At 66.8% G+C, this 26326-nt stretch carries 23 protein-coding genes and 1 pseudogene; 7 read left to right on the plus strand and 17 right to left on the minus strand.

Annotation, left to right across the window (positions count from 1 at the left end):
• Positions 1–10: 10 nt before the first annotated feature.
• From AB7E83_RS00860 to AB7E83_RS00940, 17 genes are all read right to left on the minus strand, one after another.
• Positions 11–2362, minus strand: coding sequence for an acyl-CoA dehydrogenase (locus AB7E83_RS00860; protein ID WP_428564142.1), 2352 nt, complete (start codon positions 2360–2362; stop codon positions 11–13).
• A 10-nt stretch (positions 2363–2372) separates the two neighbouring features.
• Entirely contained in the window at positions 2373–3569 is a 1197-nt protein-coding gene (locus AB7E83_RS00865) for an acyl-CoA dehydrogenase family protein (RefSeq protein WP_428564145.1), read from the minus strand.
• Positions 3570–3578: 9 nt separating this feature from the next.
• Entirely contained in the window at positions 3579–4484 is a 906-nt protein-coding gene (locus AB7E83_RS00870) for a crotonase/enoyl-CoA hydratase family protein (RefSeq protein WP_428564148.1), read from the minus strand.
• A gap of 58 nt (positions 4485–4542) precedes the next feature.
• Positions 4543–5772 carry a CaiB/BaiF CoA transferase family protein gene (locus AB7E83_RS00875; protein WP_428564151.1) on the minus strand — a complete coding sequence of 410 codons (1230 nt, stop codon included), beginning with the start codon at positions 5770–5772 and terminating at the stop codon, positions 4543–4545.
• 13 nt (positions 5773–5785) lie between these two features.
• Positions 5786–6871, minus strand: coding sequence for an acyl-CoA dehydrogenase family protein (locus AB7E83_RS00880; protein ID WP_428564154.1), 1086 nt, complete (start codon positions 6869–6871; stop codon positions 5786–5788).
• A gap of 40 nt (positions 6872–6911) precedes the next feature.
• A complete protein-coding gene (locus tag AB7E83_RS00885) occupies positions 6912–7769 on the minus strand; it encodes a MaoC/PaaZ C-terminal domain-containing protein (RefSeq protein WP_428564157.1) in 858 nt (285 codons plus the stop codon).
• Between the two features lie 13 nt (positions 7770–7782).
• Positions 7783–8700, minus strand: a complete 918-nt coding sequence (locus AB7E83_RS00890; protein ID WP_428564160.1) for an SDR family NAD(P)-dependent oxidoreductase — start codon at positions 8698–8700, stop codon at positions 7783–7785.
• Positions 8701–8719: 19 nt separating this feature from the next.
• On the minus strand, positions 8720–9112 hold the full coding sequence (locus AB7E83_RS00895; RefSeq protein WP_428564163.1) for a Zn-ribbon domain-containing OB-fold protein: 393 nt from the start codon (positions 9110–9112) through the stop codon (positions 8720–8722).
• 2 nt (positions 9113–9114) lie between these two features.
• Positions 9115–10284, minus strand: coding sequence for a thiolase domain-containing protein (locus tag AB7E83_RS00900; protein WP_428564166.1), 1170 nt, complete (start codon positions 10282–10284; stop codon positions 9115–9117).
• Between the two features lie 7 nt (positions 10285–10291).
• Positions 10292–11044 carry a glucose 1-dehydrogenase gene (locus tag AB7E83_RS00905; protein ID WP_428564169.1) on the minus strand — a complete coding sequence of 251 codons (753 nt, stop codon included), beginning with the start codon at positions 11042–11044 and terminating at the stop codon, positions 10292–10294.
• A gap of 43 nt (positions 11045–11087) precedes the next feature.
• A complete protein-coding gene (locus tag AB7E83_RS00910) occupies positions 11088–13199 on the minus strand; it encodes an acetate--CoA ligase family protein (RefSeq protein ID WP_428564172.1) in 2112 nt (703 codons plus the stop codon).
• Complete coding sequence (locus AB7E83_RS00915; protein WP_428564175.1) at positions 13196–13621, minus strand: Zn-ribbon domain-containing OB-fold protein; 426 nt, start codon at positions 13619–13621, stop codon at positions 13196–13198. The genes AB7E83_RS00910 and AB7E83_RS00915 overlap by 4 nt, the downstream gene beginning before the upstream one ends.
• Positions 13621–14790: an acetyl-CoA acetyltransferase gene (locus AB7E83_RS00920; protein WP_428564178.1), complete on the minus strand. Its 1170-nt coding sequence runs from the start codon at positions 14788–14790 to the stop codon at positions 13621–13623. The genes AB7E83_RS00915 and AB7E83_RS00920 overlap by 1 nt, the downstream gene beginning before the upstream one ends.
• A complete protein-coding gene (locus AB7E83_RS00925) occupies positions 14787–15629 on the minus strand; it encodes an enoyl-CoA hydratase/isomerase family protein (protein WP_428564181.1) in 843 nt (280 codons plus the stop codon). Before AB7E83_RS00925 ends, AB7E83_RS00920 begins: the two co-directional genes overlap by 4 nt.
• A gap of 22 nt (positions 15630–15651) precedes the next feature.
• Entirely contained in the window at positions 15652–16515 is an 864-nt protein-coding gene (locus tag AB7E83_RS00930; protein ID WP_428564184.1) for a MaoC/PaaZ C-terminal domain-containing protein, read from the minus strand.
• Positions 16516–16659: 144 nt separating this feature from the next.
• Entirely contained in the window at positions 16660–17460 is an 801-nt protein-coding gene (locus AB7E83_RS00935; RefSeq protein WP_428564187.1) for an IclR family transcriptional regulator, read from the minus strand.
• An 84-nt stretch (positions 17461–17544) separates the two neighbouring features.
• Positions 17545–18447, minus strand: coding sequence for a LysR substrate-binding domain-containing protein (locus AB7E83_RS00940; protein ID WP_428564190.1), 903 nt, complete (start codon positions 18445–18447; stop codon positions 17545–17547).
• Between the two features lie 228 nt (positions 18448–18675).
• On the opposite strand from AB7E83_RS00940, the gene AB7E83_RS00945 reads away from it, so the two are divergent.
• The 7 genes and pseudogenes from AB7E83_RS00945 to AB7E83_RS00975 all read left to right on the plus strand — a co-directional run.
• The gene (locus AB7E83_RS00945) at positions 18676–19167 is read left to right on the plus strand and encodes a nuclear transport factor 2 family protein (RefSeq protein WP_428564193.1); all 492 of its coding nucleotides are present in this window, start codon (positions 18676–18678) and stop codon (positions 19165–19167) included.
• A 26-nt stretch (positions 19168–19193) separates the two neighbouring features.
• Positions 19194–20204, plus strand: a complete 1011-nt coding sequence (locus tag AB7E83_RS00950) for an amidohydrolase family protein (protein ID WP_428564196.1) — start codon at positions 19194–19196, stop codon at positions 20202–20204.
• On the plus strand, positions 20185–20604 hold the full coding sequence (locus AB7E83_RS00955; RefSeq protein WP_428564199.1) for a NifU family protein: 420 nt from the start codon (positions 20185–20187) through the stop codon (positions 20602–20604). The genes AB7E83_RS00950 and AB7E83_RS00955 overlap by 20 nt, the downstream gene beginning before the upstream one ends.
• A complete protein-coding gene (locus AB7E83_RS00960) occupies positions 20601–22619 on the plus strand; it encodes an alpha-ketoacid dehydrogenase subunit alpha/beta (protein WP_428564202.1) in 2019 nt (672 codons plus the stop codon). The genes AB7E83_RS00955 and AB7E83_RS00960 overlap by 4 nt, the downstream gene beginning before the upstream one ends.
• Before the next feature lie 23 nt (positions 22620–22642).
• Complete coding sequence (locus tag AB7E83_RS00965; RefSeq protein ID WP_428564205.1) at positions 22643–23638, plus strand: Bug family tripartite tricarboxylate transporter substrate binding protein; 996 nt, start codon at positions 22643–22645, stop codon at positions 23636–23638.
• A gap of 4 nt (positions 23639–23642) precedes the next feature.
• Positions 23643–25016, plus strand: coding sequence for an MmgE/PrpD family protein (locus AB7E83_RS00970; RefSeq protein ID WP_428564208.1), 1374 nt, complete (start codon positions 23643–23645; stop codon positions 25014–25016).
• A 79-nt stretch (positions 25017–25095) separates the two neighbouring features.
• Positions 25096–26154, plus strand: a pseudogene (locus tag AB7E83_RS00975) (2-oxo acid dehydrogenase subunit E2); the annotation flags it as partial.
• Positions 26155–26326 lie beyond the last annotated feature (172 nt).

The following is a 26326-nucleotide window of genomic DNA, read 5'->3' on the forward strand; positions in this document are numbered from 1 at the left end:
TTGTTTCACATTACGAAGGCAGTTCGAGCACGGCCTTCGCGAGGATGTTGCGATGCACCTCGCTCGTGCCGCCGTACAGGGACGCCGGCACGGCGTTCCACAAGGGCATGAGCACGGAGAGCGGCTCGCCGCCGACGTCCACCTCGCCTTCGAGGCCCGCGTACTCGCCCGCATGCTGCGCGATGGCCGCGCCGATCCGCTGGAAGGTCTCCGTTCCCCACACCTTGAGGATGGACACCGAGGCGGGCAGTTGCTCGCCGCGCTTCACGAACTCCGCGTAGTGGCTGTACAGGTCGCCCAGGTCCGCGAGGTCGATGGCGAAGTCGGCATGCAGGCCTTCGAATTCGGCGTCGCCCGACAGACCGAGGCCATCGGCCATCTTGCGGTAGTGGTTCAGCGCGGCCTGCGGGAATTTGGGGCTGCCCTGGTTGATGCGCTCGTGGCCCAGCAGCGCCTTCGCCACTTCCCAGCCCTTGTCGAGGCCGCCGACGATGTTCTCGACCGGGACGCGCACGTTGTCGAAGAAGACCTCGCAGAACTCCTCCATGCCCGCGAGGTTGCGGATCGGGCGCACGGTCACGCCGGGGGTGTCCAGCTCGCACAGCAGGAAGCTGATGCCGGCCTGCGGCTTCACGTTCTTGTTCGTGCGCACGAGCATGAAGATGTGCGTGGCCTCGTGCGCGTTCGTCGTCCAGATCTTCTGGCCGTTCACGACGAAGTGACCGCCGTCGACCACGGCCTGCGTGCGCAGGCTCGCGAGGTCCGAACCCGCGTTGGGTTCCGAATAGCCCTGGCACCAGACGTGCTCGCCCTTCAGGATCTTCGGCAGGTACTTCTCGCGCTGCGCGTCGGTGCCGTGCTTCAGCAGCAGCGGGCCGAGCATGATGAGGCTCTGGTTGGGCAGGGGGGCCGCGCCGTATTCCTCCAGCTCCTCGACCCACGCCAGCATCTTGTCCGGCGGCAGGCCCATGCCGCCGTGCGCGGGCGGCCACAGGGGCGCGATCCAGCCCTGCTTCGACAGGATGTGGAACCACTCCTTCACCTCGTGCCATCCGGGACGGTGCGCGAGGTGGCGCAGCCGCGCGGGGTAATGGGCCTCGAGGAAGGCGCGCGCCATCGCGCGGAACTCCGCCTCGGGCATCGCCGTCCAGTCCGCATTGCGCGGGAACTCGCCCTGCCACTTCGCGGCGGTCTCGGGCCGCGCTTCGCCCTGCGCTTCGAGCGCCGTCCAGCGCTTGCGCAGTTCGCCGTGCGAGCCGAGCCGGCCCATCAGCGTGACGGTGCGCTTGAAGAACAGGCCCACGTCGCATTCGTCGGTGTAGCCCATCGCGCCGTAGAGTTGCACCGCGGTCTGCGAGGCCGCCATGGCGCACTTCGCGGCACGCATGCGGGCGCGCGTGGCGCACGACTCGAAGCGGGCCGCATCGGCCGCCCCGTCGCCGAGCGCGTCGCCTTCGCGCACCGCGCGCGCCAGCGAGGCCTGCGCGAGTTCGAGCTGGATGCGAACGTCCACGCAGCGATGCTGCAGCACCTGGAACGCGCCGAGCGGCTTGCCGAACTGCGTGCGCGTGCGGATGTGGTCGAGCGTCAGCTCGTGGACGCGCTGCGCGGCGCCGCCGAGTTCGGCGGCGTGGAGCAGGTGACCGGCCGCGACCGCGCGTCGCAGCGCGGACTCCGCCTCCGCACCGCGCAGGAGGACCGCACCGTCGCCGACCTTCAGGCCGTCGAGCTTCAAGGTGCCGAGTTGCCGGCCATCCGCGGCCGGTTGCCTGTGCATCCGCCCGGCAACATCCGCAGCGTCCAGATACACGAGCGCGACGCGGCCGTCCTCGTCGCGTACCGTCGCAATCCAGCCGTCGACCGGATCGACGGGCGTGCAGAACTTCTTCTCACCCGAGAGCGCGCCGCTGCGCGCGAGCTTGCACTGGGGCTCGTACACATCGCGCGCGTGTTCGCCGAGCGCGATGCCGACGATGGCCTCGCCGCCCGCGATGCGCTTGCGCAAATCGGCTGCAAGCGGCACGTCCGAGCCGGCCAGCAGCGTGGCCGCGATGCCGGCTACTGCAGTGAACGGCTCGGGCGCGACCCAGCGGCCGATTTCCGCGGCGACGGCCGCAGCGGCCGCGAGGCCGAGTGCCGTGCCGCCATGCGATTCATCGACGAGGATGCCGGTCCACCCCAGCTCCGCCATCCTGCGCCATTCGTCGCGCGAGAACTCGGCGACGCGCGGCGCGCTCGCCGGCCACGTGCGCTGCTTGCGCGGCACGGCGAGGCCGCCGCGTCCTTCGAGATAGTCCGCGGCCGAATCGCGGACCTGGCGCACGACGTCGTCGTCGGCGCGGCCGAATGCTGTGGATGTCATCGTTGTACTTTCAAGGGGTCGCGCCGAACACCATGCGCGCGATGATGTTGCGCTGCACTTCGCTCGTGCCGCCGAAGATCGTCATGGCGCGCGTGAACGCGTAGTTGGAGAGGGCACGCGACTCCCACGCGGGATCGGTGTCGTCGCTTTCCAGGGCAGGGTGCGGGTCGCGCAGCGCGTCGCGGCCCGCGGCGGCGAGCAGCAGCGACTGCGCGGCCTGGTTCAGCTCGCTGCCCTTCAGCTTGAGGACCGAGGTCACCGGATCGGCCTTGTCGCCGTGGTGCGTGCCGCCGGTGGTGATCACGCGCAACTGCGTCATCTCGAGCGCGATCAGTTCGGCTTCGAGCCAAGCGAGGCGCAGCTTGAACACGGGCGCCTCGAGCGAACGATCGCCGCTCGCGAGCCTGCGCGCCGCGATGGCCTTGACCTGTCCGAGCCGCGCCTTCGCCAGCCCGACGCGAGCGATGTGCGTGCGCTCGTGCCCGAGCAGGAAGCGCGCGTAGTCCCAGCCGCGGTTCTCCTCGCCGACGCGCATGTCGACGGGAACACGCACGTCGTCGAAGAACACCTCCGTGAGATGCGCGCCGCCGTCGATGCTGGGAATGCGCCGCACCGTCAGGCCGGGCGTGCGCATGTCGATCAGCAGCATCGTGATGCCGCGCTGCTTCTTCGCCTCGGGGTCGGTGCGCACGAGGCAGAACATCCAGTCCGCCTGGTACGACTGCGAGGTCCAGATCTTCTGACCGTTGACGACGTAATGATCGCCGTCTCGCTTCGCCGCCGTTCGCAGCGAAGCGAGGTCGGAGCCCGCGCCCGGCTCCGAGAAGCCCTGGCACCACCACTCGTCGTGCGACGCGATCCTGGGCAGCAGGCGCTGCTTCTGCGCATCGGTGCCGAAGGCGATGAGCACGGGGCCGATCATGCTCACATTGATGGAATGCGGCTCGGGCACGCCCGCGCGGTACATCTCCTCGCGGAAGATGTACGACTGCACCGGCGTCCAGTCCGTGCCGCCCCATTCGCGCGACCAGGCGGGCACGGCCCAGCCCTTCGCGTGGACGATGCGCATCGCCGCCTGCGTGTCCGCCTTCTCGAACGCGCGGCCCTCGGCGGCCTTGCGGCGCAGCGACGCGGGAATGCGCGACTCGAAGAACTCGCGCACTTCGGCGCGGAAGCGGTCCTCCTCGGGGCTGAATGTGACGTCCATGGCCGCGGTCTAATTCGCGTCGCCCGACGCGTCGTCCAGGTCGATCAACCCGTCGCCGAACGGCTCGTCGCGCACCTTCAACGCCGCCTTCAGTCCGCCCGAGGCGAACGCATCGCGGAACTGCAGGCGCGCGTCCGCGCGGTGTGCCCTCGCATCCGTCTCGGCCGCCATGCGCTGCAGCGTACGCGCGCCCATCAGTTCCAGCCCGGCGTTCGTGATCCGCTTCTGCGCCGCCAGCAGGTCGGCGTCGACGTTCGCGAGGCGCCTGGCCAGCTTGTTCACTTCCTCGTCGAGCCGCGCCATCGGCACCGACTTCAGCGCGAGCCCGATGCGGGCCGCATCGCGGCCGCGCAGCAGGTCACCCGTCATCAGGATGCGCTTGGTCCACTGCGGGCCGACGTGGTAGAGCCACATGTGGTTCGGCGGCGAGCCCTGCATGCGCGTCGGCGGAAAACCAAAGCGCGCTTCGTTCGCGCAGATCACGAAGTCGCACAGCAGCGCGAGATCGGTGCCGCCCGCTACGCAGTTGCCATGCACGCGCGCAATCACCGGCTTGTGCATGTCGAAGAGGTACATGCGCAGGTCCTGCATGCGCTCCAGGCTCCACGTGTCGTCGTCGAGCTTGGCGATGCCGCGATACTGCACGCCGCCCACGCTCTCCGGCCCGGCGCCGGTGTAGGCCGAGGCGGTCGAGAGGTCGTAGCCGCCCGAGAAATCCTTCCCCGCGCCTTCGAGGATCACGCAGCGCACATCGAGGCGGTCGTCCGCCTCGTGCAGCGCCTGGTCGAGCTCGATCAGCAGCGCCTCGCTCAGCGCATTGCGCTTCTCGGGGCGGTTCAGCGTGATGCGCGCCACCCGGTCGGTCACGTCGAAGCGGATGAACTCCGTCGACTTCAGCCACTTGAGCGTGCTCATTCGACGTCCCTCCGCGCTGCGCACTGCGCGACCGTGAGCCACGGGGCGGCCCGGCTGCTCACAGGATGCCCTTCTTCGCCAGCGCGTCGAGCGCCTCCCGACCGATGCCGAGCAGTTGCCCGAACACTTCGTCGTTGTGCTGCCCCATGGTCGGCGGCGCCTTGTACTCGTCGATCGGCGTGCGGGAGAAGCGGATGGGGTTGCGCACCAGCGGAATCTCGCCGCCCACCGGATGCTGCGTCTTCACCACGATGCCGCGATGCTGCAGCTGCTTGTCCTCGAACACCTCGGCCATGTTGCGCACCGGGCCTGCCGGGATGTTCGCGGCGTCGAGCGCGGCGTAGAGATCGTCGCGCTTCCACTGCGCCGCGAGCCCCGCGATCCGCGCGGTCAACGCGGTGCGGTTGAGCGAGCGCTTAGCGATCGTGTCGAAGCGCTCGTCCTCCAGCAGCTCCATGCAGCCCAGCACTTCGCACAGGGCGCGGAACTTGATGTCGCCGGGCGCCGTGATCTGGACCGAGCCGTCGAGGCACTTCAGCGCCTGCGAAGGCATGCCGCCGTTGCCTTCGGTGCCGCGGCGCGTGGGCACGATGCCCGAGACGAGATATTCCTCGGCGAAGTGGCTGAGCGACGCGACGCAGCATTCGAGCAGCGCGATGTCGATGTGCTGGCCTTCGCCCGATCCGTTGTCGCGCGCGCGCAGCGCCGCCAGCACCGCGATCGTGACGTGATACGACGCGACCATGTCGACGATGCTGGGACCGACCTTCATCGGCCCGCCGCAGGGCTGGTCGTCGGGCAGGCCGGTCATGCCCATCATGCCGCCGGCCGCCTGGAACACCGCGTCGTAGCCGGGGCGGTACATGTCCGGCCCGTCCTGGCCGTAGCCGGTGAGCGAGCAGTACACCAGGCGCGGATTCACCGCCTTCAGCGACGCGTAGTCGAGGCCGTAGCGCGCGAGCGTGCCGGCGATGTAGTTCTCGATCACGACGTCCGACTCCGCCGCGAGCTTGCGGATGAGGGCCTGGCCCTCGGGCTTCGCGATGTTGACGGTGACGGACTTCTTGTTGCGGTTCGCGCTCAGGAAGAACGCGGACTCGGGCGTGTTCTTCCCGTCCGCATCCTTCACGAAGGCGGGGCCGTAGGCGCGGCACTCGTCGCCGGTGACGGGGCGTTCGACCTTGATGACCTCGGCGCCGAGGTCGCCGAGGGTCTGCGCGGCGAAGGGGCCCGCGAGCACGCGGGTGAGGTCGAGGACACGGATGCCCGAAAGAGGTTTGTTGCTCATGGCGATGGTGGGGTCAGAAGGGCGCGGGCTCGATCAGCCCGCCGGCATCGGCGAGCCGCTGCAGGTGTTCGTCGGCGTCGCCGAAAAGGATGTCGATGACGACGAGGCGGCGCAGGTAATGGCCCGCCTTGCAGTCCTCCGTCATGCCCATGCCGCCGTGCAGTTGCACGGCTTCCTGGCCGACGTGGCGCGCGGCGCGGCCGATGCGCGCCTTGGCGGCGCTCAGTGTCTTGTTTCTCTGCGCGGCGTCGTCCATGTCGCAGGACGCCGCAGCCAGCATCATCATGCTGCGCGAGAGTTCGAGTTCCACCTGCATGTCGGCCACCTTGTGCTGCAGCGACTGCATCGTGGACAGCGGCACGCCGAACTGCTGGCGGACATTGAGGTAATCGACGGTGGTGCGCAGGCATGCGGACATCGCGCCGACGGCTTCGGCGCTAAGCGCCGCGAGGCCACGCGATTGCACCCAGTCGATATGCGGGCGCATCTGGCCGGGCGTGCCGACGGCGTGCTGCGCCTGGACGTTGTCGAATTTCAGGTCGGCGGCGTCGTGGCCATCGGGCATGCGGTACGCCTTGCGCACCACGCCCGCCTGCGCAGGATCGACGAGGAACACGCCCCAGCCGTCGCCGCCATCGACCGCTGCGCTCACGAGCACCCGATCGGCGAGCCCGCCGCCGAGAACGAGCGGGCGCTCGCCGTGCAGCGTCCAGCCGTTCGCGGTGCGCGACGCGCGGAGCGCGCCCGAATCCTCGTGCGACCAGGCGACGATGGCGTCGCCGCTCGCGAACCGCGGCAGCAGCTCGCGCTTCAGTGTCTCGTCGGCCAGGCGATGCAGCGCGCTCCCCGCCATCACCGCGCAGGACAGGTAAGGGTCGAGGGCCAGCGCGCCGCCGAGCGCCTGCAGCACGATCATGTGCTCGACCGGTCCACCCTCGATGCCGCCGTGTTCCGCATCGAACGGCAGCGCGACGAGCCCCAGCTCGCACAGCTGCCGCCACTGCGCGCGCGCATCGCCTTGGGGGATCGAGCGCTTCTCGAGGAAGCCGGCGACGGCCTCGCCGAGCATGCGCTGCTCGTCGGACAGATCGAAGTTCATGCGTGTCGCGCCGTCATCCCCGCGTGTGTCCCGGGCGAGCTCATGCGGCCTTCACGCGCACGACGCCGTTGTTCAGCACCACGACATTGCGCTCCACAGCGGTCGCCCGGCAGAACACCTCGTCGCCGCGCTTCCACATGTCGGTGCGGATCGTGTCGCCGGGGAAGACGGGCGACGAGAAGCGCGCCGAGATCGACGCGAGGCGCGACGGATCGTAGTCGCACAGCGTGCGGACGACCGCATGCCCGAGCAGGCCGTAGGTCGCCAGCCCGTGCAGGATCGGCCGCTCGAAGCCCACGCCCTTCGCGGCCGAAGGGGTCGAGTGCAGCGGATTGCGATCGCCCGAGAGACGATAGATCAGCGCCTGCTGCGGCACGGTGCGCAACTCGCATGCGAGGTCCGGCGCGCCCGCGGGCATCTCCGGCGGCGGCGGCGGCGCGGGGTCGCTCTGCTCCAGCCCGCCGTCGCCGCGGCAGAACGTGCCCGTGCGGATCGTCGCGAGCAACTCGCCGGTGGCCTTGTCCGAGATCTCGCGCGCAAGGTAGACGACCGCGCCCTTGGCCGCGCCCTTGTCGGCGATGCCCGTCACGCGCGCACGGCTCACCACCGTCCCGGCGACCGGCAGCGGCTTGTGCAACTCGAGCGCGGTCTCGCCCGCGACGATCTTGCGCCAGTCGATGCCCGTCTCGGGGTTCTGCTGCCAGAAGCCCATGTGCGCGAGCACGACGGGCATGGTGGGCGCCGCGCGCAGTCCGTCCTCGATCACGAAGCGCAACTGCCCTTCGTCCATCGGGTCGCTGCCGTAGCCGACGCCGAGCGCGTACAGGATCGTGTCGAGCTCGGTGTAGGTCTGCTCGACCTCCGGGAAGCGCCAGTTCTTGATCGTCTCGTACTTCATCGCACGCTCGCGTTCAGACGGGTTCCCAGTTGAAGACGTCCGACGACTTCTCGAGGCCGTAGAAGTCGGGCTTGAGCGCGACCATCGCGTGCTCGTTGATGTCCTTGGGCGTCCAGCCGCCCGAGCGGTGGACCGAACGCAGCGGACGCGGCTGGCTCATGAGGATGATCTCGTTGCCGCGCACCGCGAAGACCTGCGCATTGACTTCCGCGGCGAGATCGCTGCCGAGGTACACGGCCATCGGCGCGATCTGCGCCGCCGTCATGGCCGCGGCGACCTTGCGCACCTTCTCCGCCTTCTCGGGCGTGTCGGTGGGAATGGAGCCGACCATGCGCGTGAACGCGAACGGGCAGATGCAGTTGGAGCGCACGTTGAACTTCGCCATGTCCACGGCGATGTTCTTCGACAGGCCGGCGATGCCGATCTTGGCCGCGCCGTAGTTCGTCTGGCCGAGGTTGCCCACGAGGCCCGCGCTCGACGACATGTGGACGTACGAACCCGAGCCCTGCTCCTTGAAATGCGTCGCGGCCGCGCGGGACACGTAGAACGCGCCGTTGAGGTGGACGTCGATCACCGACTTCCATTCCTCCGCGTTCATGCGGAAGAACATGCGGTCGCGCAGGATGCCCGCGTTGTTCACGACGCAGTCGATGCGGCCGAACGTGTCGAGCGCCGTCTGCACGATCGCATGCGCGCTGTCCCACTCCGCCACGCTGTGCGTGTCGGCCACGGCCTCGCCGCCCGCGGCCTTGATCTCGTTGACCACCTGCTGCGCCGCGCCGGGCGCGTTCACCTCGCCCGTGATCGACACGCCGAGGTCGTTGACCACGACCTTGCCGCCCGCCTTCGCCATCGCCAGCGCGATCTCACGGCCGATGCCGCCACCGGCGCCGGTGACCACGACCACCTTGCCTGCCATGTCCTGAGTCATTTCTTTTCTTCCTTCAAAATCATTGCGGCGTGAACATCGGCGCGATCGTGCCGTCCTGCGCGGCGCGGAACACCACGCGCACCTTCTGGCCGACCTTCAGCGCCTTCGGGTCGCAGTCGACGATGTGCGTCATCATCGACACGCCCTCGTCGAGCTTCACGTAGGCGATGACGTAGGCGGGCTCCGCACGGGCCATCTCGCTGTACGTGTAGATCTCGCCCGTGCCCTTGGCTTCCACCCACTCGGTGTCGCCCCAGCAGAAGGGGCACTGCGGCCGCGGGTAGTAGTGGAACTCGTTGCACTTCGTGCAGCGGCGCAGCAGGAGCTTGCCGTCCATCGCGGCCTGCCAGAAGCGCTCGGTGCCGGGCGCGCGCTTCGGCCCGGGGATGGTGGTGGTTTGTTGCTCTGCCATGCTCATTCCCTCCCGAGCACCAGCGTGGCGCTGCCGTGCCGCGTGCCGATGCGTCCGCCCGTTCCGTGCGCCAGCGCGAACTGGCAATCCTTGACCTGCACCATCGGGTGCGCCGTGCCGCGCAACTGCCGCACGGCTTCGATCACCTTGGTGATGCCGCCGCGGTTCGCGGGGTGGTTGTTGCACAGCCCGCCGCCGTCCGTGTTGAACGGCAGGTGGCCGCGGCCGGAGATGAGGCCGCCGTCCTCGACGAACTTGCCGCCCTGGCCCTTTTCGCAGAAGCCCAGGTCCTCCAGCGCGAGCAGCACGCTGATGGTGAAGCTGTCGTAGATCGAGGCGTACTGGATCTGCTTCGGCGTGAGGCCCGATTCCTTGAACGCGGTCGCGCCGGTCATGCGGGCGCCGGAGTACGTGAGGTCGACCTTGCCGCCGTAGGTGTTGCACGAGTATTCGCCCGCGCCGAGCACCGCGACGCGCGGCACCTTCAGCTGCTTCGCGATCTCGGGACTCGCCACGATGAGCGCGCCGCCGCCGTCGCTGATGACGCAGCAGTCGAGCTTGTGCAGCGGGTTCGCCACCATCGGCGAATTGACGACGTCTTCCACCGTCACCGGCTTCTTCAGCACGGCGTTGGGGTTGTGCTGCGCATGCTGCGAAGCGGCGACCTTGATCCACGCGAGCTGCTCGCTCGTGGTGCCGAACTCGTGCATGTGGCGGCGCGCGGCCATCGCATACAGGTTGGCGATCGCGGGGCGGTAGGGGCTCTCGAATTCCGCCGACGGATCGTTCGCGTCGAACGGGCGCGAGGCCGTGCCCGTCGACATGCCTTCCGCCTTGGGACGGCCGGCGAGCGTGATCAGCGCCACCTTGCACTTGCCCGCGGCGATGGCCTGCGCGGCATGCGACACGTGGACCAGCGGCGCCGAGCCGCCGGTCTCCGTCGTGTCCATGTGGCGCGGCTTGATGCCGAGGTATTCGATCAGCATGAGCGCGCCGTTGCCGGGCGCGTCGCTGTCGCAGAAGACGCCGTCGATGTCGTCCTTGGACAGGCCGGCATCGGCGATCGCGCCCATGGCGACTTCGACGTGGAGTTGCGCCAGCGACTTGTCGGGCGCGAAGCGGGTCGGGTGCTCGAAGGCCCCGACGATGTAGGCTTTGTTCTTGATGCTCATGCCGGGCTCACATCATGATCGCGCCGCCGTTCACGCCGAGCACCTGGCCCGTCATGAAGTTCGACTCGTCGGAGGCGAGGAAGGCGATGGCGGCGCCGATGTCGTAGGGCTTGCCCACGCGGCCGAGCGGAATGCTCGCGAGGTACTGCGGCGCGAGCTTCGGGTCGGTGAGGATCTTGGTGGTCATCTCGGTCTCGATCACGCCGGGCGCCACGCAGTTGCAACGCACGTTGTAGCGCGCCATTTCGAGCGCGGTGGCCTTGGTCATGCCGATCACGCCGGCCTTGGCGGAGGCGTAGTTCACCTGCCCGATCGTGCCCTTCTGGCCCGCGCCCGAGCTCACGTTGACGATGGAGCCGCTCTTGCGCTCCTTCATCAGCCGCGCGGCGGCGCGCGTCGTGTAGAACAGCGCGGTGAGGTTGACGCGGATCACGTCGTGCCACTGCTCGTCGGTCATCTTCAGCAGCATCGCGGTGCGCGTGATGCCGGCGTTGTTGACCAGCACGTCGATGGGGCCGTATTCGGACTCGATCTTCTGGAACGTGTCCTCCACGAACTTCGGATCGGACACGTCGCCCGCGATGGGCCACACGGTCGCGCCGGTTTCCTTGAGTTCGGCGGCGGCCTTCATGACCGCGTCCTCCTTCATGTCCCACAGGACGATCTTGCCGCCCTGCTTCGCCATTTCGGTCGCGATGCCCTTGCCGATGCCCTGTGCCGCGCCGGTGACGATGCAGAGCTTGCCGTCGAGTTTGCCCATGTGTGACTCCTGGTTGAATTGGATGGTGGAACGAATGCGTGCGTCAGGCGGTCTCGCGCAGCTGGACGACGCCGTCCACCGCGAAAGCGCCCCGCCCGGCGGGCAGCACGATGAGAGGATTGATGTCGATGCTCGCGATGCGGTCCGCGCCGCTGGCCGCGAGCGCGGAGAGCTTCACGATCGCATCGACGAGCGCGTCGACGTCGGCCGCGGGCTTGCCGCGCACGCCGTCGAGCATCTTCGCGCCGCGCAACTCGCGCAGCATGCCGCGCGCTTCGTCGCGGCTCACCGGCGCATGGCGGAACGCCACGTCCTCGAGCACTTCGATGAAGATGCCGCCGAGGCCGACCATGACGGTCGGTCCGAACACCGGATCGTTCTGCACGCCCAGCGAGAACTCGAGGCCGCCGGAGATCATCGGCGCGACCAGCACGCCGTCGATCCGCGCGCCGGGCGCCTTGGTGCTCACGTTGTCGTGCATCCGGCGGAACGCCGTGCGCAACTGGTCCGCATTGCGGATGTCGAGCTCGACGCCGCCGACGTCGGACTTGTGGACGAGGTCGCGGCTGAGCACTTTCAGCACGACCGGATAGCCGATGGATTCCGCGGCCGCGATGGCCTCGTCTTCCGTGCGCGCCGAATGTTCGGCGGGCACCGGCAAGCCGGCGGCGGCGAACAGCGCCTTCGACTCCTTCTCGTCGAGCGTCGCGGCGCCCGCGGGCAAGGCCGGCAGCGGCGGAAGCTTCACCGAAGTGACTGCGGCCTCTTCCTTCGCCGCCTTCTCGAACGACTGCGCGAACCAGCGCAGCGCAGCCAGCGGCCTGAAGGATTCCGACGGCTCCTCGAACACCATGAAGCCCAGGTCCTCGTAGCCGCGGCGGATCTCGTCCGTCGCGATGAGGATCAGCGCGAGCACCGAGTCGGGCTTGCGCTTGCGGAAGTTGGTCAGCGACTCCACCACCAGCGGGCGCATGTGCGTGTAGTCCACGCCCATCTGGTAGATCACGGCCATGTCGCACGCGTCCTGCTCGAAGACCTCGTCGACGGTGCGCGTGAAGAGCGAGAAGTCGTTGCGGATCTGCGCGGTGATGTCGACCGGGTTGCGCACGTTGGAGAACGGCAGGATCTGCTTGAGCCGCTGCTGCGTGTCGTCCGGCAGCGCCGGCACCGTGAGTCCGGCGCGCTCGGCCGTGTCGGCCATCAGCACGCCGAAGCCGCCGGACACCGTGATGATCCCCGTGCGGTTCGACTTCGGCAGGCCGGGCGAACGCATGCAGGCGTAGGCGACGTTGAACGCCTCATGCACGGTCTCGGCGCGGTACGCGCCGTACTGGCGCAGTGCGGCGTCGTACACCGCGTCCTCGCCCGCGAGCGTGGCCGTGTGCGAAGCGGTCGCGATGCCGCCCGCCTCCGAGCTGCCCACCTTCACCACGACGACCGGCTTGCGGTTGCGCCGCGCCTTCTTCAGCGCCTCGACGAGCTTGGGTCCGTCGGCGATGCCTTCGAGATAGCCCAGGATCACCTTCGTGTCCGGGTCGTCGGCGAGGTAGTCGATGCAATCGGCGAAGTCGGCCTCGGCCTGGTTGCCCAGCACGATCCAGTGGGCCAGGCCCAGCTGGCGCTTCTTCATCAGCATGAGCGCATACGACGCGAAGCCGCCGCTTTGCGCCACGATGCTCAGGCCGCCCACCGGCGGCAGTTGCGCCGCGCCGCCCGCGAAGGTGGCCCACGAGCCGAGCCGGTTGTTGCCGATGCCCAGGCAGTTCGGGCCCATGAGGCGCATGCCCGCGGCCCGGGCGGTCGCGACGAGTTTCTCCTGCATCGCCACGCCGTCGGGGCCTTCCTCGGCGAAGCCGGAGGAAAACACGACGCAGGCGTCGATGCCCTTGGCGATGCATTCCTCCACCGCGCCCTGCACCGACTTCGCGGGCAGCGCGACGATGACGAGATCGACCGGCCCGTCGACCGCGCCGATCGAAGGATAGGTCTTGAGCCCCTGCACGGTGTCGCGCGTCGGGTTCACAGCGTAGATCGCGCCCTTGAAATACTTCTTGAGCAGCTCGATGGGCTGGCCGCCGATGCGGTTGGGATCGTTCGACGCGCCGATCACCGCGATCGAGCGCGGATTGAACATCCGCTGCAGCGCTTCGCTCATGCCTGGATCTCGAAGCAGGGCAGCGATACGTCGTCGGAGATGCGCACCGGCACGAAGGACACGCGCTGGCCGATCTTCACCCACTCGGGCGTCGTGTTGACGATGCGTGTCAGCATGCGCGGCCCTTCGTCGAGCGTGACCAGCGCGACGACGTAGGGAACGTCCGCCGCGAACTCCGCGCCCGCCGGCTGGCGGTTCACGGTGTACGAGTAGATCGTGCCCTGCCCCGCGGCCGGCGCGAACTTCACGTTGAGCGAGCGGCAGTGCGGGCACAGCGCGCGCGGGTAGAAATGCCGCTTGCCGCAGTCGCCGCAGGTCGGCAGCACGAACCTGCCTTCATGCACGGCACGCCAGAAGGGCGCGGACTCCGCGTCTTCGCGCGGCACGGGCTTGGTGTTCATTGCGGGTGTCGCTTCGGCCATCAGCCTCTCCCCAGGATGCAGGTGGCCCCGCTCGACAGATAACCGCCCGTGCCATGCACGAGCGCGACTTCGGCATCCGCCACCTGGCGCTCGCCGCATTCCCCGCGCAACTGGCGCACGGCCTCGATCAGCAGGAACATGCCGTACATGCCGGGATGCATGCACGACAGGCCGCCCCCGCTCGTGTTCATGGGCAGCTTGCCGCCCTTGCCCGTGTGGCCGGCGCGGATGAACTCGCCCGCCTGGCCGCGTTCGCAGAAGCCCAGGGCTTCGAGCGTGAGCAGCACGGTGATGGTGAACGAATCGTAGACCTGCAGCACGTCGATGTCGCCATGCTTCAGGCCGGCCATGTCGAGCGCGCGGCCGCCGGCCATCGCGGCGGGCTTGAGCCACGCCAGGTCTTCCATCTCGGAAATCTGCAGGTTGCCGGCGGCTTCGCCATAGCCCAGCAGGCTGATGGGGCGGCTCTTCGAATCGCGCGCACGCTCGGCCGTCGTCATCACGATGGCGCCCGCGCCGTCGGTGACGAGGCAGCAGTCGCGAACGTGCAGCGGATCGCACAGCAGCGGGCTCGCGAACACGTCCTCGACGCTCAGCGGATCGCGCGCGAAGGCGGCGGGGTTGAGCTGCGCCCACTTGCGCGCGGCCACCGCCACTTCGGCCAGGTCCTCCGGGCCGCGCTTGTACTCGTGCATGTAGCGGTGCGCCGCCATCGCGTAGCTGCCCACCGGCACCATGTGGCCGAAGGGCACTTCGTACTGGTTCATGAACTCGGTGGGCCGGCCCCCGGCGGAGCGGCTGCGCGCGGAACGCTGCGCGCTGCCGTACACGATGACCGCGACCTCGCAATAGCCGGCCTGCAGCGCCATCGCCGCGTGGGCGACGTGCGCCTCGAACACGCTGCCGCCGATGTTGGTGCCGTCGAGATAGCGCGGCGAGATCGACAGGTACTCCGCGACGGCCAGCGGCATCAGCATGCCGGGGCCGGGATAGCCCCAGGCGCCGGCCGTGAGCAGGCCATCGACGTCGTTCAGCGACAGGCCCGCATCGGCCAGCGCGCCATGCACGGCCTTGGCCTGCGCCTGCAGCACGGTCTCGCCCTGCGCGAACTTGCCGGCGGCGAGCGGAACGTCGGCAATGCCGACGATGACGGGGGTTCGCTTGCTCAAGTGGCCGCCCCCTTCTTGCCGCCATTCACCCAGTCCGACTTCTTGAAGCCGCCATACGACAGCGGCTTCTTGGAGAGGAACTGCTCGACCGCGCCATGGTGCGCCTGCGTGTTCGCGGCCGCGCCCTGGCCCATGGCCTCGAGCTCGTTCATGGTCTTCAGGTCGGTCTCGAACGAGCGATTGAGCAGCGCCTTGGTGATGCCGATGGCGGTCATCGACGCATTCGTGAACTGCTTCGCGAGCGCCTGCACGGACACGTCGAGCTGGTCCTCTTCCACCACTTCGTAGATGAGGCCGATGGCCTTCGCCTCTTCGCCGCCCACCGCGCGCGCCGAGAACATCATCTCCTTGGCGCGCTGCAGGCCGATCAGGCGCGGCAGCACGTGCAGCAGCCCGAGGTCGGGGATGAGGCCCATGCGCGGGAACACCGAGCAGAAACTGGCCTTGGGCGTCGCCACGATCAGGTCGGCCGCGAGCGCCATGCTCAGGCCGGCGCCGAACGCGGGGCCGCGCACGGCGGCGATCACCGGCATCTCGAGGTTCAGCAGGTCGTCATACCAGGTGTGCGCGTCGATGATGCGGTTGCGGATCTCGGCGGCCGAGCGGATCTTGGTCATCGCCTTGACGTCGCCGCCCGCGCAGAACGCGTCGCCCGCGCCCTGCAGGATGAGCGCGCGCACGTCGAGGTCCTTGGTGTCCTCGCCGGCTCGCAGGCGCCGGATCGCGTCCGCGACTTCCAGCCGCATCGGCGTGCTCAGCGCGTTCTTCGCGGTGGGGTTGTTGAAGGTGAGCGTCGCGATCTTGTCGACGATCTCGAAGCGGATCCATTCGTAGGTCATGTCTTGCTTCCGTTGATTTCGTTCAGGCGGCAATGCGCGCGTAGCCGCGGTCCAGCACCTTCGCATCGCGTTCGCGCACGAAGCCGCGGAACAGCACGTCCTCGCCCTGCACCCACGCTTCGAGCGTGACGGTTTCGCCGGGCAGCACCGGCTGCGAGAAGCGCACTTCGAATTCGCGCAGGCGGTCGGCGTCGCCGCCCAGCACGTCGCGCACGATGCCGTAGGCGGCCACGGCCCAGGTCGCGAGGCCGTGCAGGATGGGCCGCGGGAAGCCGCCGATCTTCGCGACCTCGGGGTCCACGTGCAGCGGGTTGCGGTCGTAGTTGAGGCGGTACAGCAGCGCCTGCTGGATGAAGGTGGGCAGCTCGATCACGTGCGTGGGCGGCGTGTCGGGGAAGGCGCGCACCGGCTCGGCCGGCACGTTGCCGCCGCCGAAACCGCCGTCGGCGCGGCAGAAGATCTTGGCCTGCAGGGTGGCGAGCAGCGTGCCCGTCTTCGCATCGAACACCTGCCGCTCGGTCGCGACGATGGCGCCCTTCTCGGCGCCCTTGTCGTAGACGCCGGCGATGCGGTCCTTGGAGCGCACCTCGCCCTCGGGCGGGAAGGGCGCGTGGAACACGATGCGCTGCTCGCCGTGGACGAGCTTGGTGCGCGTCACGCCGGTCTCGGGCATCGTCGACCACGGCCGCGGCGTGCAGCCGAGCACCGCCGCCATCGTCGGGAAGGCCTTCAAGTCCTTCTCGTATACATAGCGCAACTGCGCCGGGTCGACCGGGTCGAGGCCGATGCCGATGGACAGGGCATAGCGAATCGAATCGTCGGCCGAATAGGACTGGACGACTTCGGGGAAGTCGAGGGCTTGGAGGACGTCGGGTTTGAGCGGCATGGCGGGGCCAGAATAGGCGCTGCCCCCCGCGGGCGCAATCGGGGCGGGGAGCAGCCGATCCACACTGTGGTACAGCCGGGGAGAGGTGGGGGTGCGGCGCCGCTTGGGGGGAGCCCTGGATTCCCGCCTTCGCGGGAATGACGTTCAGGGCTCGTCGACCGCGTCCGCCAGCGCCTGCGCCGCCTCGCGCAGCTCGGGCAGCACCGCCCGCAGCTTGCTCGCCGCATGGTTGCCGGACCAGGCGGACACGGCCACCGCGCCGATGGGGTCGTGGTGCGGGCCGAAGGCGAGCGCGATGGAGTTCACGCCGTGCCACAAATCGCCTTCGCTCAGCCCGTAGCCGTCGCGCTGGCAGCCCTTGAGCAGGTCGTCGACGCGCTTGAGGTGCGCCTCGCCGAGGTGCGCTTCGCGCTGGCGGTTGCGCTCGTACACGGCCCTGCCTTCCGCCGCCGGCATGGCCGCGATCATCGCCACGCCGGAGGTCACGCCGATCAGCGGCATGCGCTGGCCGGTCTTGGTCGCCGTCGCGGCGCTCGTGTAGGCGGTGAGGCCCTCGCGCGCGAAGCACACGCAGTCGTCGCCGCTGCGCAGGAAGCACACGGCGTTGATCCGGGGCATCGCCCGTGAGAGCTTTCTCAGCACCGCATGCACGTTTTCGAGCAGTTCCATGCGGCTGGGAACGCTCAGGCCCAGTTCGAAGTTCAGCGGGCCGATGAGGTAGCGGCTGTCGGTGCTGCGCCGGTGGACGAGGCGCTGGTCCACGAGGCACTTCAGGATGCGGTGGACGGTGCCCGGCCCCATGCCGGTGTGCTGCGCGAGGTCGCGCAAGCCCCAGCCCGTGCGGCCGCGCGAGGCGATCTCGCGCAGCAGGAGCACGGCGCGTTCGATGCTCTGGGTGCCCGTGCGCGCGGCCTCGGTGGAAGCGGTATCGACGGTGTTCCGCATGGTGGATCGATTGTGACACAGTCATCATCCGCGCGCCACGATACGGTCCCACAACGTGGCTTCGGCAAGGGTCACCTCGATCCCTTACTCCTCTGCGGTATCGGCATCTTCCGCCAGCAATTCGACGAAGTCGCGTGCAAATGCGGGGAGCGCCTGCAGGTCGCGTACACAAATCTGCATCACTCGGATGGCCCAGGCGTCGGACAGCCGCAGGAGCGAAACGCTGAGGCTACGCGCATGCCGTCGCGCGGCGGCTCCGGGAACGACGCTGATTCCGACTCCGGCCTCCGTCATGCGGCACGCAGTGTCGAAATTGCTCACCTGGATCCGCAGCCGCCACTGCATGTGGAGTTGGTCGCAAATGCCTCGCAAGAAAGCGTGAAAGACCGTCCCTTCGTGGAGACCCACCTGGTCGTACGGCAGGCTTTGCTTGAACTCGATCACCTCCGTTGCGGCAAGTTCATGGTCCTGCGGCACGACGAGAACGAGCCGGTCGGTCCGATACGGGAGGGCTTGCAGAGATCCCGTGCTGACTTCACCCGCCACGATTCCGATATCCATGTGCCCGTCTTCCACCGATTTGACGATGTCGAAGGAGGAACGCTCGCGCAGGTCGATATTGACATCGCGGTGGGTCTGCAGGTACGTGCGCAGAACAGCGGGCAGGAATTCGCCGAGTGCGGTGGTATTTGCCGCGACCCGCAGGTGCCCCTTCGCACCTCGCGCGTACTCCTGCAAATCGCCCTTCAGCAGATCCACCTGCCCTTGAACGATCTTGCCGTGATGCACTAGCGCCTGACCCGCAGGCGTCAGGGTCACGCCGTGACTGGTGCGATACAGCAGCTTCGAACCCACCGCCTCCTCCAGACTTCGTACCCGCACGCTGGCGGCCGGCAGCGAAATGTTCGAGAGATCGGCTCCCTTCGTCATGCTGCTCGTCATGGCGATGTTCACCATCAAGCGCAGATCGATCAGATCGAAGTGCATGGGGTTCTCCTACACGTTGCCGAGCGACTGTACATCGCGAGCGTCTCGCCGAAGCCGCTGGTCCGGTCCGGCGCAAAACACGGCCTTAATGAAATGTGAAGCCGTTGGGAGCGTAGCGGAATTACGCTTTGCACATCCCATTGCGCAACGCATTTCGTTTCTCACCCACGACTGGAGTAATCAGTGTCAGATGAACTAGAGCAAAGGCTGATCCGTCTCGAGCGGAAAGTGGAGGCAGTCGAAGACCTCGAGAAGATCAAGAACCTCATGTACGAATACGGGTACGCGTTCGACGAGGACCGCATCGACGACTTCGTCGCCTGCTTCACCGAAGACTGCGTCGGCGAGTACTCGCCATTCACGAAGAGCTTCAACAAGCGCAGCGAGATCTCGGAATTCGCGCGAGGAGTGAAAGGGGTACACCCGCTGCTCACCTCCACGTTCCACGTCACGGTGAGCCCCGTCATCGAGGTCGATGGAACACACGCCACCGGCCGCTGGAACTGGATGAATCCCTGCACCCTGGAAAGGGTTCCGGGACAACCGGTCTCCGCCTGGCAGTACGGCGTCTACGAATGCAAGTATCGAAAGGAGCGCGAAGGCTGGAAGATCTCGCACGTCAAGGTTACGTATCTCGCTGCGTTCGAACTACTGAAAGGCTGGGCGAACCAGCCCATGCTGATCGTGGGGGGAGTGGATTCCACGTCCCTCCCGGCCTGAGGCGGAACGCCCGGAAAGGATCGAAAATGAAAGATGGAATGTTCGTCTTCGACAACGTGGTGCACATGTTCGACAACACCATGAAGAACACGACACCGACCGGAGTACAGATCGCCCAGAACATCCTCGGGATGGCAAAGATCTTCTCGAGTCCGAAGCTCCCTGCAAATCCGGACTTCCTCGGCTCGGAGATCAGCGTCGAGGAGGCGCATCGGATCCTCTTCGTCGACTCCGACACCGACATGGCGATGGCACAGACCGTGCCGCTGTTCGGTTGGTGGAAGGACGGATTTTCGCCTGCGCGCCGGCAGTACGACCTCAAGAAGGCCTACCCGGACAAGGTGCTGTTCTGCGGAGGCGTCGACCCCTTGTTCCAGGGCGTCGAGGGCGCCTGCAACGAGATGACGCGGCAGGCCGAAGAATGGGGCGCAGTCAGCTTCAAGTTCTACCAGGCGCACGCCAATTCTCTGAATTGGCGAGTCGACGACCGGGCGATCGCCTACCCGATGTGGGAACGCGCACTGAGCCTCGGCGTCAAGACCGTGCAGTTCCACAAGGGTGTTCCGTTCGGCAGCGAGTGCATGGAGGCGATGCGGCCGAACGACATCCAGCAAGCCGCCAACGACTTTCCGGAACTCAACTTCGTCATCCATCACCTTGGCGACCCGTACATCGACGAGACGATCAGCATCGCGGCGAGGACGCCGAACGTCTGGCTGTCGCTTTCGGCCTGGATCAACGTCTACCCGATCATGCCGCGCGAGGCCCTGATGCGACTGGGCAAGGCGTTGATGTATGTAGGACCCGACCGGTTGCTGTATGGCAGCGAAGCATTCGTATGGCCCGCCGTACAAGGGTACATCGATCTGTTCGCGGAATTGGAGATGCCCGAGGACCTGATGGATGGCTACGGATTCCCGGCGATCACGCGCGAAACGAAGCGGAAGATCTTCGGCGAAAACTTCGCGCGGCTGATGGGCGTGGATGTTGCCGCGTTTCTCGAGAAGAAGTACGGACATGACACTCGCCACGACTGAAGCCGTCACTGCGGTATCGACCCCTCCGGTCGATACCGACGCTTTGAGGCTCGAGGTTCAGCGAACCCTCGACGATTCCGTCGCCAGGTTCCTGGACTCCCACGGCGGCGCCGTGAGAGTTGGAAGGATCGCGGCGAACGGCGACATCCACCTCGAGTTCCTCGGTGCCTGCGAGAGTTGTCCGGCAGCCGCGGCAACTTTCTACAGCCGGGTGTTGCCCGCCATCCGTGGAATTCCCGACGTCGGGACGGTCACCACGTCGAAGGCCAACATCTCGAAGGCAGCGATCGACCGTCTGACGAATCTCAGCAGCCGGGTTGCCCACCCACCGAGCCGCCGCCCGACATCGACGCGAGCGCATCCCACGGGCTGCACAGCACACGAAGGAGAGATCAAGTGAAATGCAGTGTCGCCCCTCGATTCGAGTCCAGATCGGCCGACCCGGTCGAGATGCTTCATCAGATCCTCTTTACCCGCCGATTCGAGGAGGCGGTCTTGCGGCTTCGACGCGAGAACCATTTCAGCGGGTCCGTCCACCTGTGCGTGGGTCAGGAGTCGGTGCCCGTGGCGATGCTCGCCAATCTCGACTCGCGTGATCGGGTGCTTTCCACGTATCGCGGACACGGTTGGGCGCTCGCATGCGGCGCCCCGCCTGCAGCCGTGCTGGCGGAGATTCTGGGCCGCGAGACCGGAACGAACGGGGGCCGCGCGGGATCGGCCTATCTAAGCGCCCCGGAGCACGGGTTCATCGGAGAGAACAGTATCGTGGGCGCAAGCGCACCGATCGCCAATGGCATAGCAATGGGACTGCTGGCCGAGGGGCGCGGCGGCGTTTCGGTCGTCTCGATGGGCGACGGAGCGACCAATCAAGGCGCCGTTCACGAGGCCATCGTCTTCGCGATCGCCAGGCAGTTGCCCGTCATTTTCGTTTGCGAGAACAACCGGTGGTCGGAGATGACGCCGATCTCCAATACGGTTCCGAAAACGACGCTTTCGGCGCGCGCCGCAGCATATGGATTGCCGGCTCTGCCGCTCAACGGCTCGGACGTCAGAGGGCTGCAGGCGGCGCTGTCCGAAGTCGTGCAAAAGGTCCGCGCCGGCGGCGGACCGGCTTTCGTCGAGGTGGATGTTCCCCGCATCCTGGGCCATTACAACTCGGACATCCAGCACTATCGCACGGCTGCGGATCGCTCCGAACACCTGGGTCGGGACCCGCTCGCCCTGTTGTCCCATGCGCTGCTCTCGGAGGGCGCGCTGAGCGAACGGGACTGGGCCGGCTTGCAGCAGTCGGTGGCGGATGACGTGGGTGCGCTCACGGCGGAGGCGATCGAGGCGCGTCAACCCGATCCTCTTACCGCGACCCGCCATGTCGCGGCGGTTTCGCCGCAGATGGCGATCGCGCCGCTGCCCGCGGAAGGCGCCAGCCTCACTTACAGCCAGGCACTCAACCGGGCGCTGCGCAAGGAATTCGAGGTGCGTCCAGGACTCGTCTCGTTCGGCGAAGACATCGGCGTACCGGGGGGCACGTTCGGTGTCACCAGGGACCTTCGCAGGGACTTCGGCGAAAGGATCTTCGATACGCCCATTTCCGAGTCCGCCATCCTGGGCGCTGCATTGGGAGCGAGCCTGGAGGGCCTGACCCCGGTGGTGGAGATCATGTGGACGGATTTCCTGCTCGTGGCGCTGGATCAAGTCGCGAACCAGATGGCGAATGTCCGCTATCTTTCCCGAGGCGCGGTCAATGCCCCCCTCGTCGTACGCATGCAGCAGGGCGCCACGCCCGGATCCTGTGCCCAGCACTCCCAGTGCCTGGAAGCCGTGCTTGCCCACATACCGGGCATCAAGGTAGGGTTGCCCTCCAATCCGCACGACGCATACGCCATGCTGCGTGCGGCGGTCGCCGATCCCGATCCGGTCATTCTCATCGAATCCCGCGCCCTCTACCAGATGAGCGCACCCGTCGATGTCGAACGCGCGACCGAGAGCGTAGGCGGTAGTCGCTTGAGGCGCCGGGGCTCGCAGGTCTTGGTCGTCACCTGGGGCCGGATGGTCGAGGTCGCGTTGTCGGCCGCGCAACAGTTGGCGGACGAAGGAATCAGCGCCGCCGTACTGGACCTGCGCTGGCTCTGCCCCTTGGACGAGGAGTCCATCGTGGCTCTGGTCAGGCAACTGGGGAAGATGGTCGTCGTCCACGAAGCGAACGTCACGGGAGGTTTTGGCGGGGAGATTGCCGCCCGCATTTCCAACCTGTGTTTCGCCGAACTCAAGGCGCCCATCGTCCGCGTTGGCATGCCCGACGTGAGAGTCCCGTCTTCCCCTGCCCTTCAGTCCGCGGTCGTACCCGACAGCGGAGCCGTCGTGCAGGCAGTAAGAAGGTTGGCAACGTGGCCAACCCAACCCGGCCTTTCGAATTGATGTGTCAACCCATGGAGATCCCAATGAACCGGCGATTGCTCAGTGTCCTTTTTTCGGTCTTGATTGTCTGCGGCGCACCCCACTCGCCTGCATGGGCGCAGGCCGACGATAAATTCCCCTCGAAACCCTTGCGGATGATCGTCGCCTGGCCTGCGGGGGGCGGCATCGACTCCGGCACCCGTGCCGTTGCGCAGGGACTCGCGAAGCGGATCGGCCAACCCGTGGTTGTCGAGAACAGACCCGGTGCGAGTGGAGTCATCGGCACCGAATACGGCGCACGTTCGGCGCCGGATGGCTACACGATCATGGTCGGCAACATCGACGCGTTCTCGATCAATCCCCACGTCCTTTCCGTCAAGTACGACCCGGAGAAAAGTTTCGAACCCGTCGCTCCGCTGGGCAGCTATCCCATGGCCGTGGCAGCGCGCTCCGGGTTTCAGGGAAACACGATTGCCGACGCGGTCAGGATGGCCAAGGCCGACCCCGGCAAGCTGACTTTCGGATCGCAAGGTACCGGAACCAGCGGGCAACTGGGATTCGTGCTGCTCGAGCAGATGGCAGGGATCGAGCTTCTGCATGTGCCGTACAACGGAGGATCTCCGTCCGTCGCGGCGCTCCTTGCAAATCAGATCGACTTGCTCATCCTGCCCTTGTTCCAGGCCGACCTGCTCCAGAAGAGCGGCAAGATCAAGATTCTCGGCATCACCTCTGGCAGGCGGTCGGCACTCTTCCCTCAGTACCCCACCATCGCGGAACAGGGCTTTCCCGAATACAACTGGCAGCAGTGGCTGGGGTTCTACCTGCCTACGGGGTCGCCACCGAAGACAAGGCAATTCATCGAGACCGAGATCAACGCCCTGCTTCAGGCGCCGGACGCCGCGCCGACATTCCGGCCCATGGGATATGAGAAAACCGGAGGCACCGCCGCCGAACTGAACGCGATGATGTTGAAGGATAGTGCGACGTGGGGGCATCTGGTTCGCAGTCGAAAAATTCGAGTGCAAGAGACGGCGCGCTGAATCCATGAGCGACGGACAGGCACCGGAATCCGTACTCGCCCGCTTCGCGGCGACGCTGGACATGGCGGACATTCCAGCGGCCGTGCAGCGCCGCGGCGAGGACCTGCTGCTCGACTGGATCGGCTCCGCGCTCGCCGGCAAGGGCGCCCGTCCGGTCGAGACCATCCGGCGCTTCGCGAAGGCGATGGGCCCGGGCGATGGCCCCAGCGAAATACTGATCGATCGCAGTCGCTCCAGTCCGTTGCTGGCGGCCATGGTGAACGCCGCCGCTTCGCACTTCGCCGAACAGGACGACGTGCACAATGGGTCGGTCTTCCACCCGGCCGCGGTGGTGTTTCCCGTGGCTCTCGCGGTCGCACAGGCGAACGGCGCGAGCGGTGCGGACATGCTCGTTGCAGCGGTGGCGGGCTACGAGGTCGGGATACGTGTCGGTGAGTTTCTCGGGCGATCCCACTACAGGATCTTCCATACGACGGGAACCGCCGGGGCAATCGCCGCCGCAGTCACCGCAGGGCGGCTGCTTTGCCTCGATCCGGAAGAAATGCTCCACGCCATGGGGTCCGCGGGTACGCAAGCTTCCGGCTTGTGGGAATTCCTGCGGGACGCGGCCGACTCGAAGCAACTCCACACGGCCCATGCGGCTGGCGCCGGCATCATGGCGGCATTTCTGGCCAAAGAGGGGTTCACGGGTGCCAGGCGAATACTGTCCGGCGCTCAGGGCATGGCAGCCGGGATGTCGAAGGACTCCGACATCTCCCGGCTTGCCGATCGGCTCGGCGAGCGATGGGCGTTGTCGGAGACCTCGTTCAAGTTCCATGCGTCATGTCGCCACACGCATCCAGCGGCGGACGCCCTGCAACAGACACTTATTGAACACGACTTGACGCCACGCGACGTCAAGGCCGTCACTGCCAGGGTTCATCAAGCCGCGATCGATGTGCTGGGTGCCGTCACCGCGCCGCAGACCGTGCATCAATCCAAATTCTCGATGGGAACCGTCCTGGGTCTGGTCGCCGTGCATGGCCGAGCTGGCCTCCCGGAATTCGACGAACACTACAAGGACGACGCGGTCGTCGATTTCAGCGCGAAGGTAGAAATGGAGCTGGACGAAGAAGTCGATCGCGCATATCCAGGCCGGTGGATCGGCAAGGTCGTGATCACGACACACGATGGACGTCGATTCTCCGGGCGCGTCGACGTGCCGAAAGGAGATCCCGGCAACACGCTCAGTCGCGCCGAACTCGAGCAAAAGGCGACCTGCCTGGCGGGGTACCGCAAGGGAGCCAACCCCACCGAAATGCAATCCGTGATCGGTCTCGTCTGGTCGCTCACACGGATCCAGAAGATGCCTTCCGTACTCGACTGGAACGCCTTCTAACCGGCCATCTTCCGATCTTCCGCGAAACGCAGAAGCGGCGAGAACTTCCAATTCCCAAGACAAGGCACATGTTTTGACAGAGGTGAGAGTACCCGACATAGGGGACGTGCAGGACGTTGCCGTTATCGAGATCCTCGCTCAACCGGGCGACAGCGTCTCGGTAGGACAGGCGTTGGTCATCGTAGAGTCCGAGAAGGCATCCATCGAGATCCCGTCATCGTTGGCTGGCGTGCTCAGGGAGCTCAAAGTCCGCAAGGGCGACAAAGTGAACGTTGGTGACGTGCTCGCGATCTTAGAAATCGGCGGCAGCGCAAATGTCGCGTTGCCGGCTGCGGCTCTCCCGATGCCACCCGCGCCGCCCGCGCTGCCAGATCGGGAACCCCGGGCGCCGGTCGATAGCGACGTACCCGGCCCGCCAGACCGGCCGAAGGTGGAATTCGCCAAGTTCGGCCCTGTGCAGCGCAGAGAACTCTCGCGCATCAAGAAGATCAGTGGCGCAAATCTCCATCGCAACTGGATGACGATTCCGCACGTCACCAGTCATGACGATGCCGACATCACGGAGCTCGAGGCGTTCCGCGTTCGGTTAAACAAGGAATTCGAGAAGTCCAGCGTGAAGATCTCGATCCTGCCGTTCCTCGTCATGGCCAGCGTTGCTGCGCTGAAGACGCTGCCGGAGTTCAACAGTTCGCTGGACGAAGAACAGCTGGTGCTCAAGCAGTATTTCCATATCGGCTTCGCCGCGGATACGCCGAATGGTCTGATCGTGCCCGTGGTCAGGGATGCCGACAGAAAGGGGCTTTTTCAGATCGGCAAAGAGATGGTCGAACTGGCCGAGAAGGCGCGGGATGGCAAGCTCGGCGCAGAGGCCATGACTGGAGCCTGCTTCACGATCTCATCTTTGGGCGGCATCGGTGGGACTTACTTCACGCCCATCATCAACGCGCCGGAGGTTGCCATCCTGGGTGTGGGCAGAAGCAGGATGCAGGCGGTGTGGGACGGCAAGCAGGTCCAGGCAAGGTTGATGCTGCCGCTGTCTTTGTCATGGGATCATCGCGTGATCGATGGGGCCGCGGCTGCACGCTTTCTTACTGCGCTCGGCGCCCATCTGTCCGACCTGCGACGCACCATGCTCTGAACGAAGTTTCTGCGATGTCGGCTCGACCGTCGGACCCTGCGCCAGGCCATCATCGGCAGCAGGCGCCTTGCGTCAAGGCGCGGTCCCGGTGAAGGCGCTATCGACGGCGTTCCGCATCGTGGATCGATTTCGCTACAGGTGCTGGGCGGGCGCTGCGTTACACGCCATCCTC

Source organism: Ramlibacter sp. (assembly GCF_050250995.1).
Taxonomy (GTDB): Bacteria; Pseudomonadota; Gammaproteobacteria; order Burkholderiales; family Burkholderiaceae_C; genus Ramlibacter.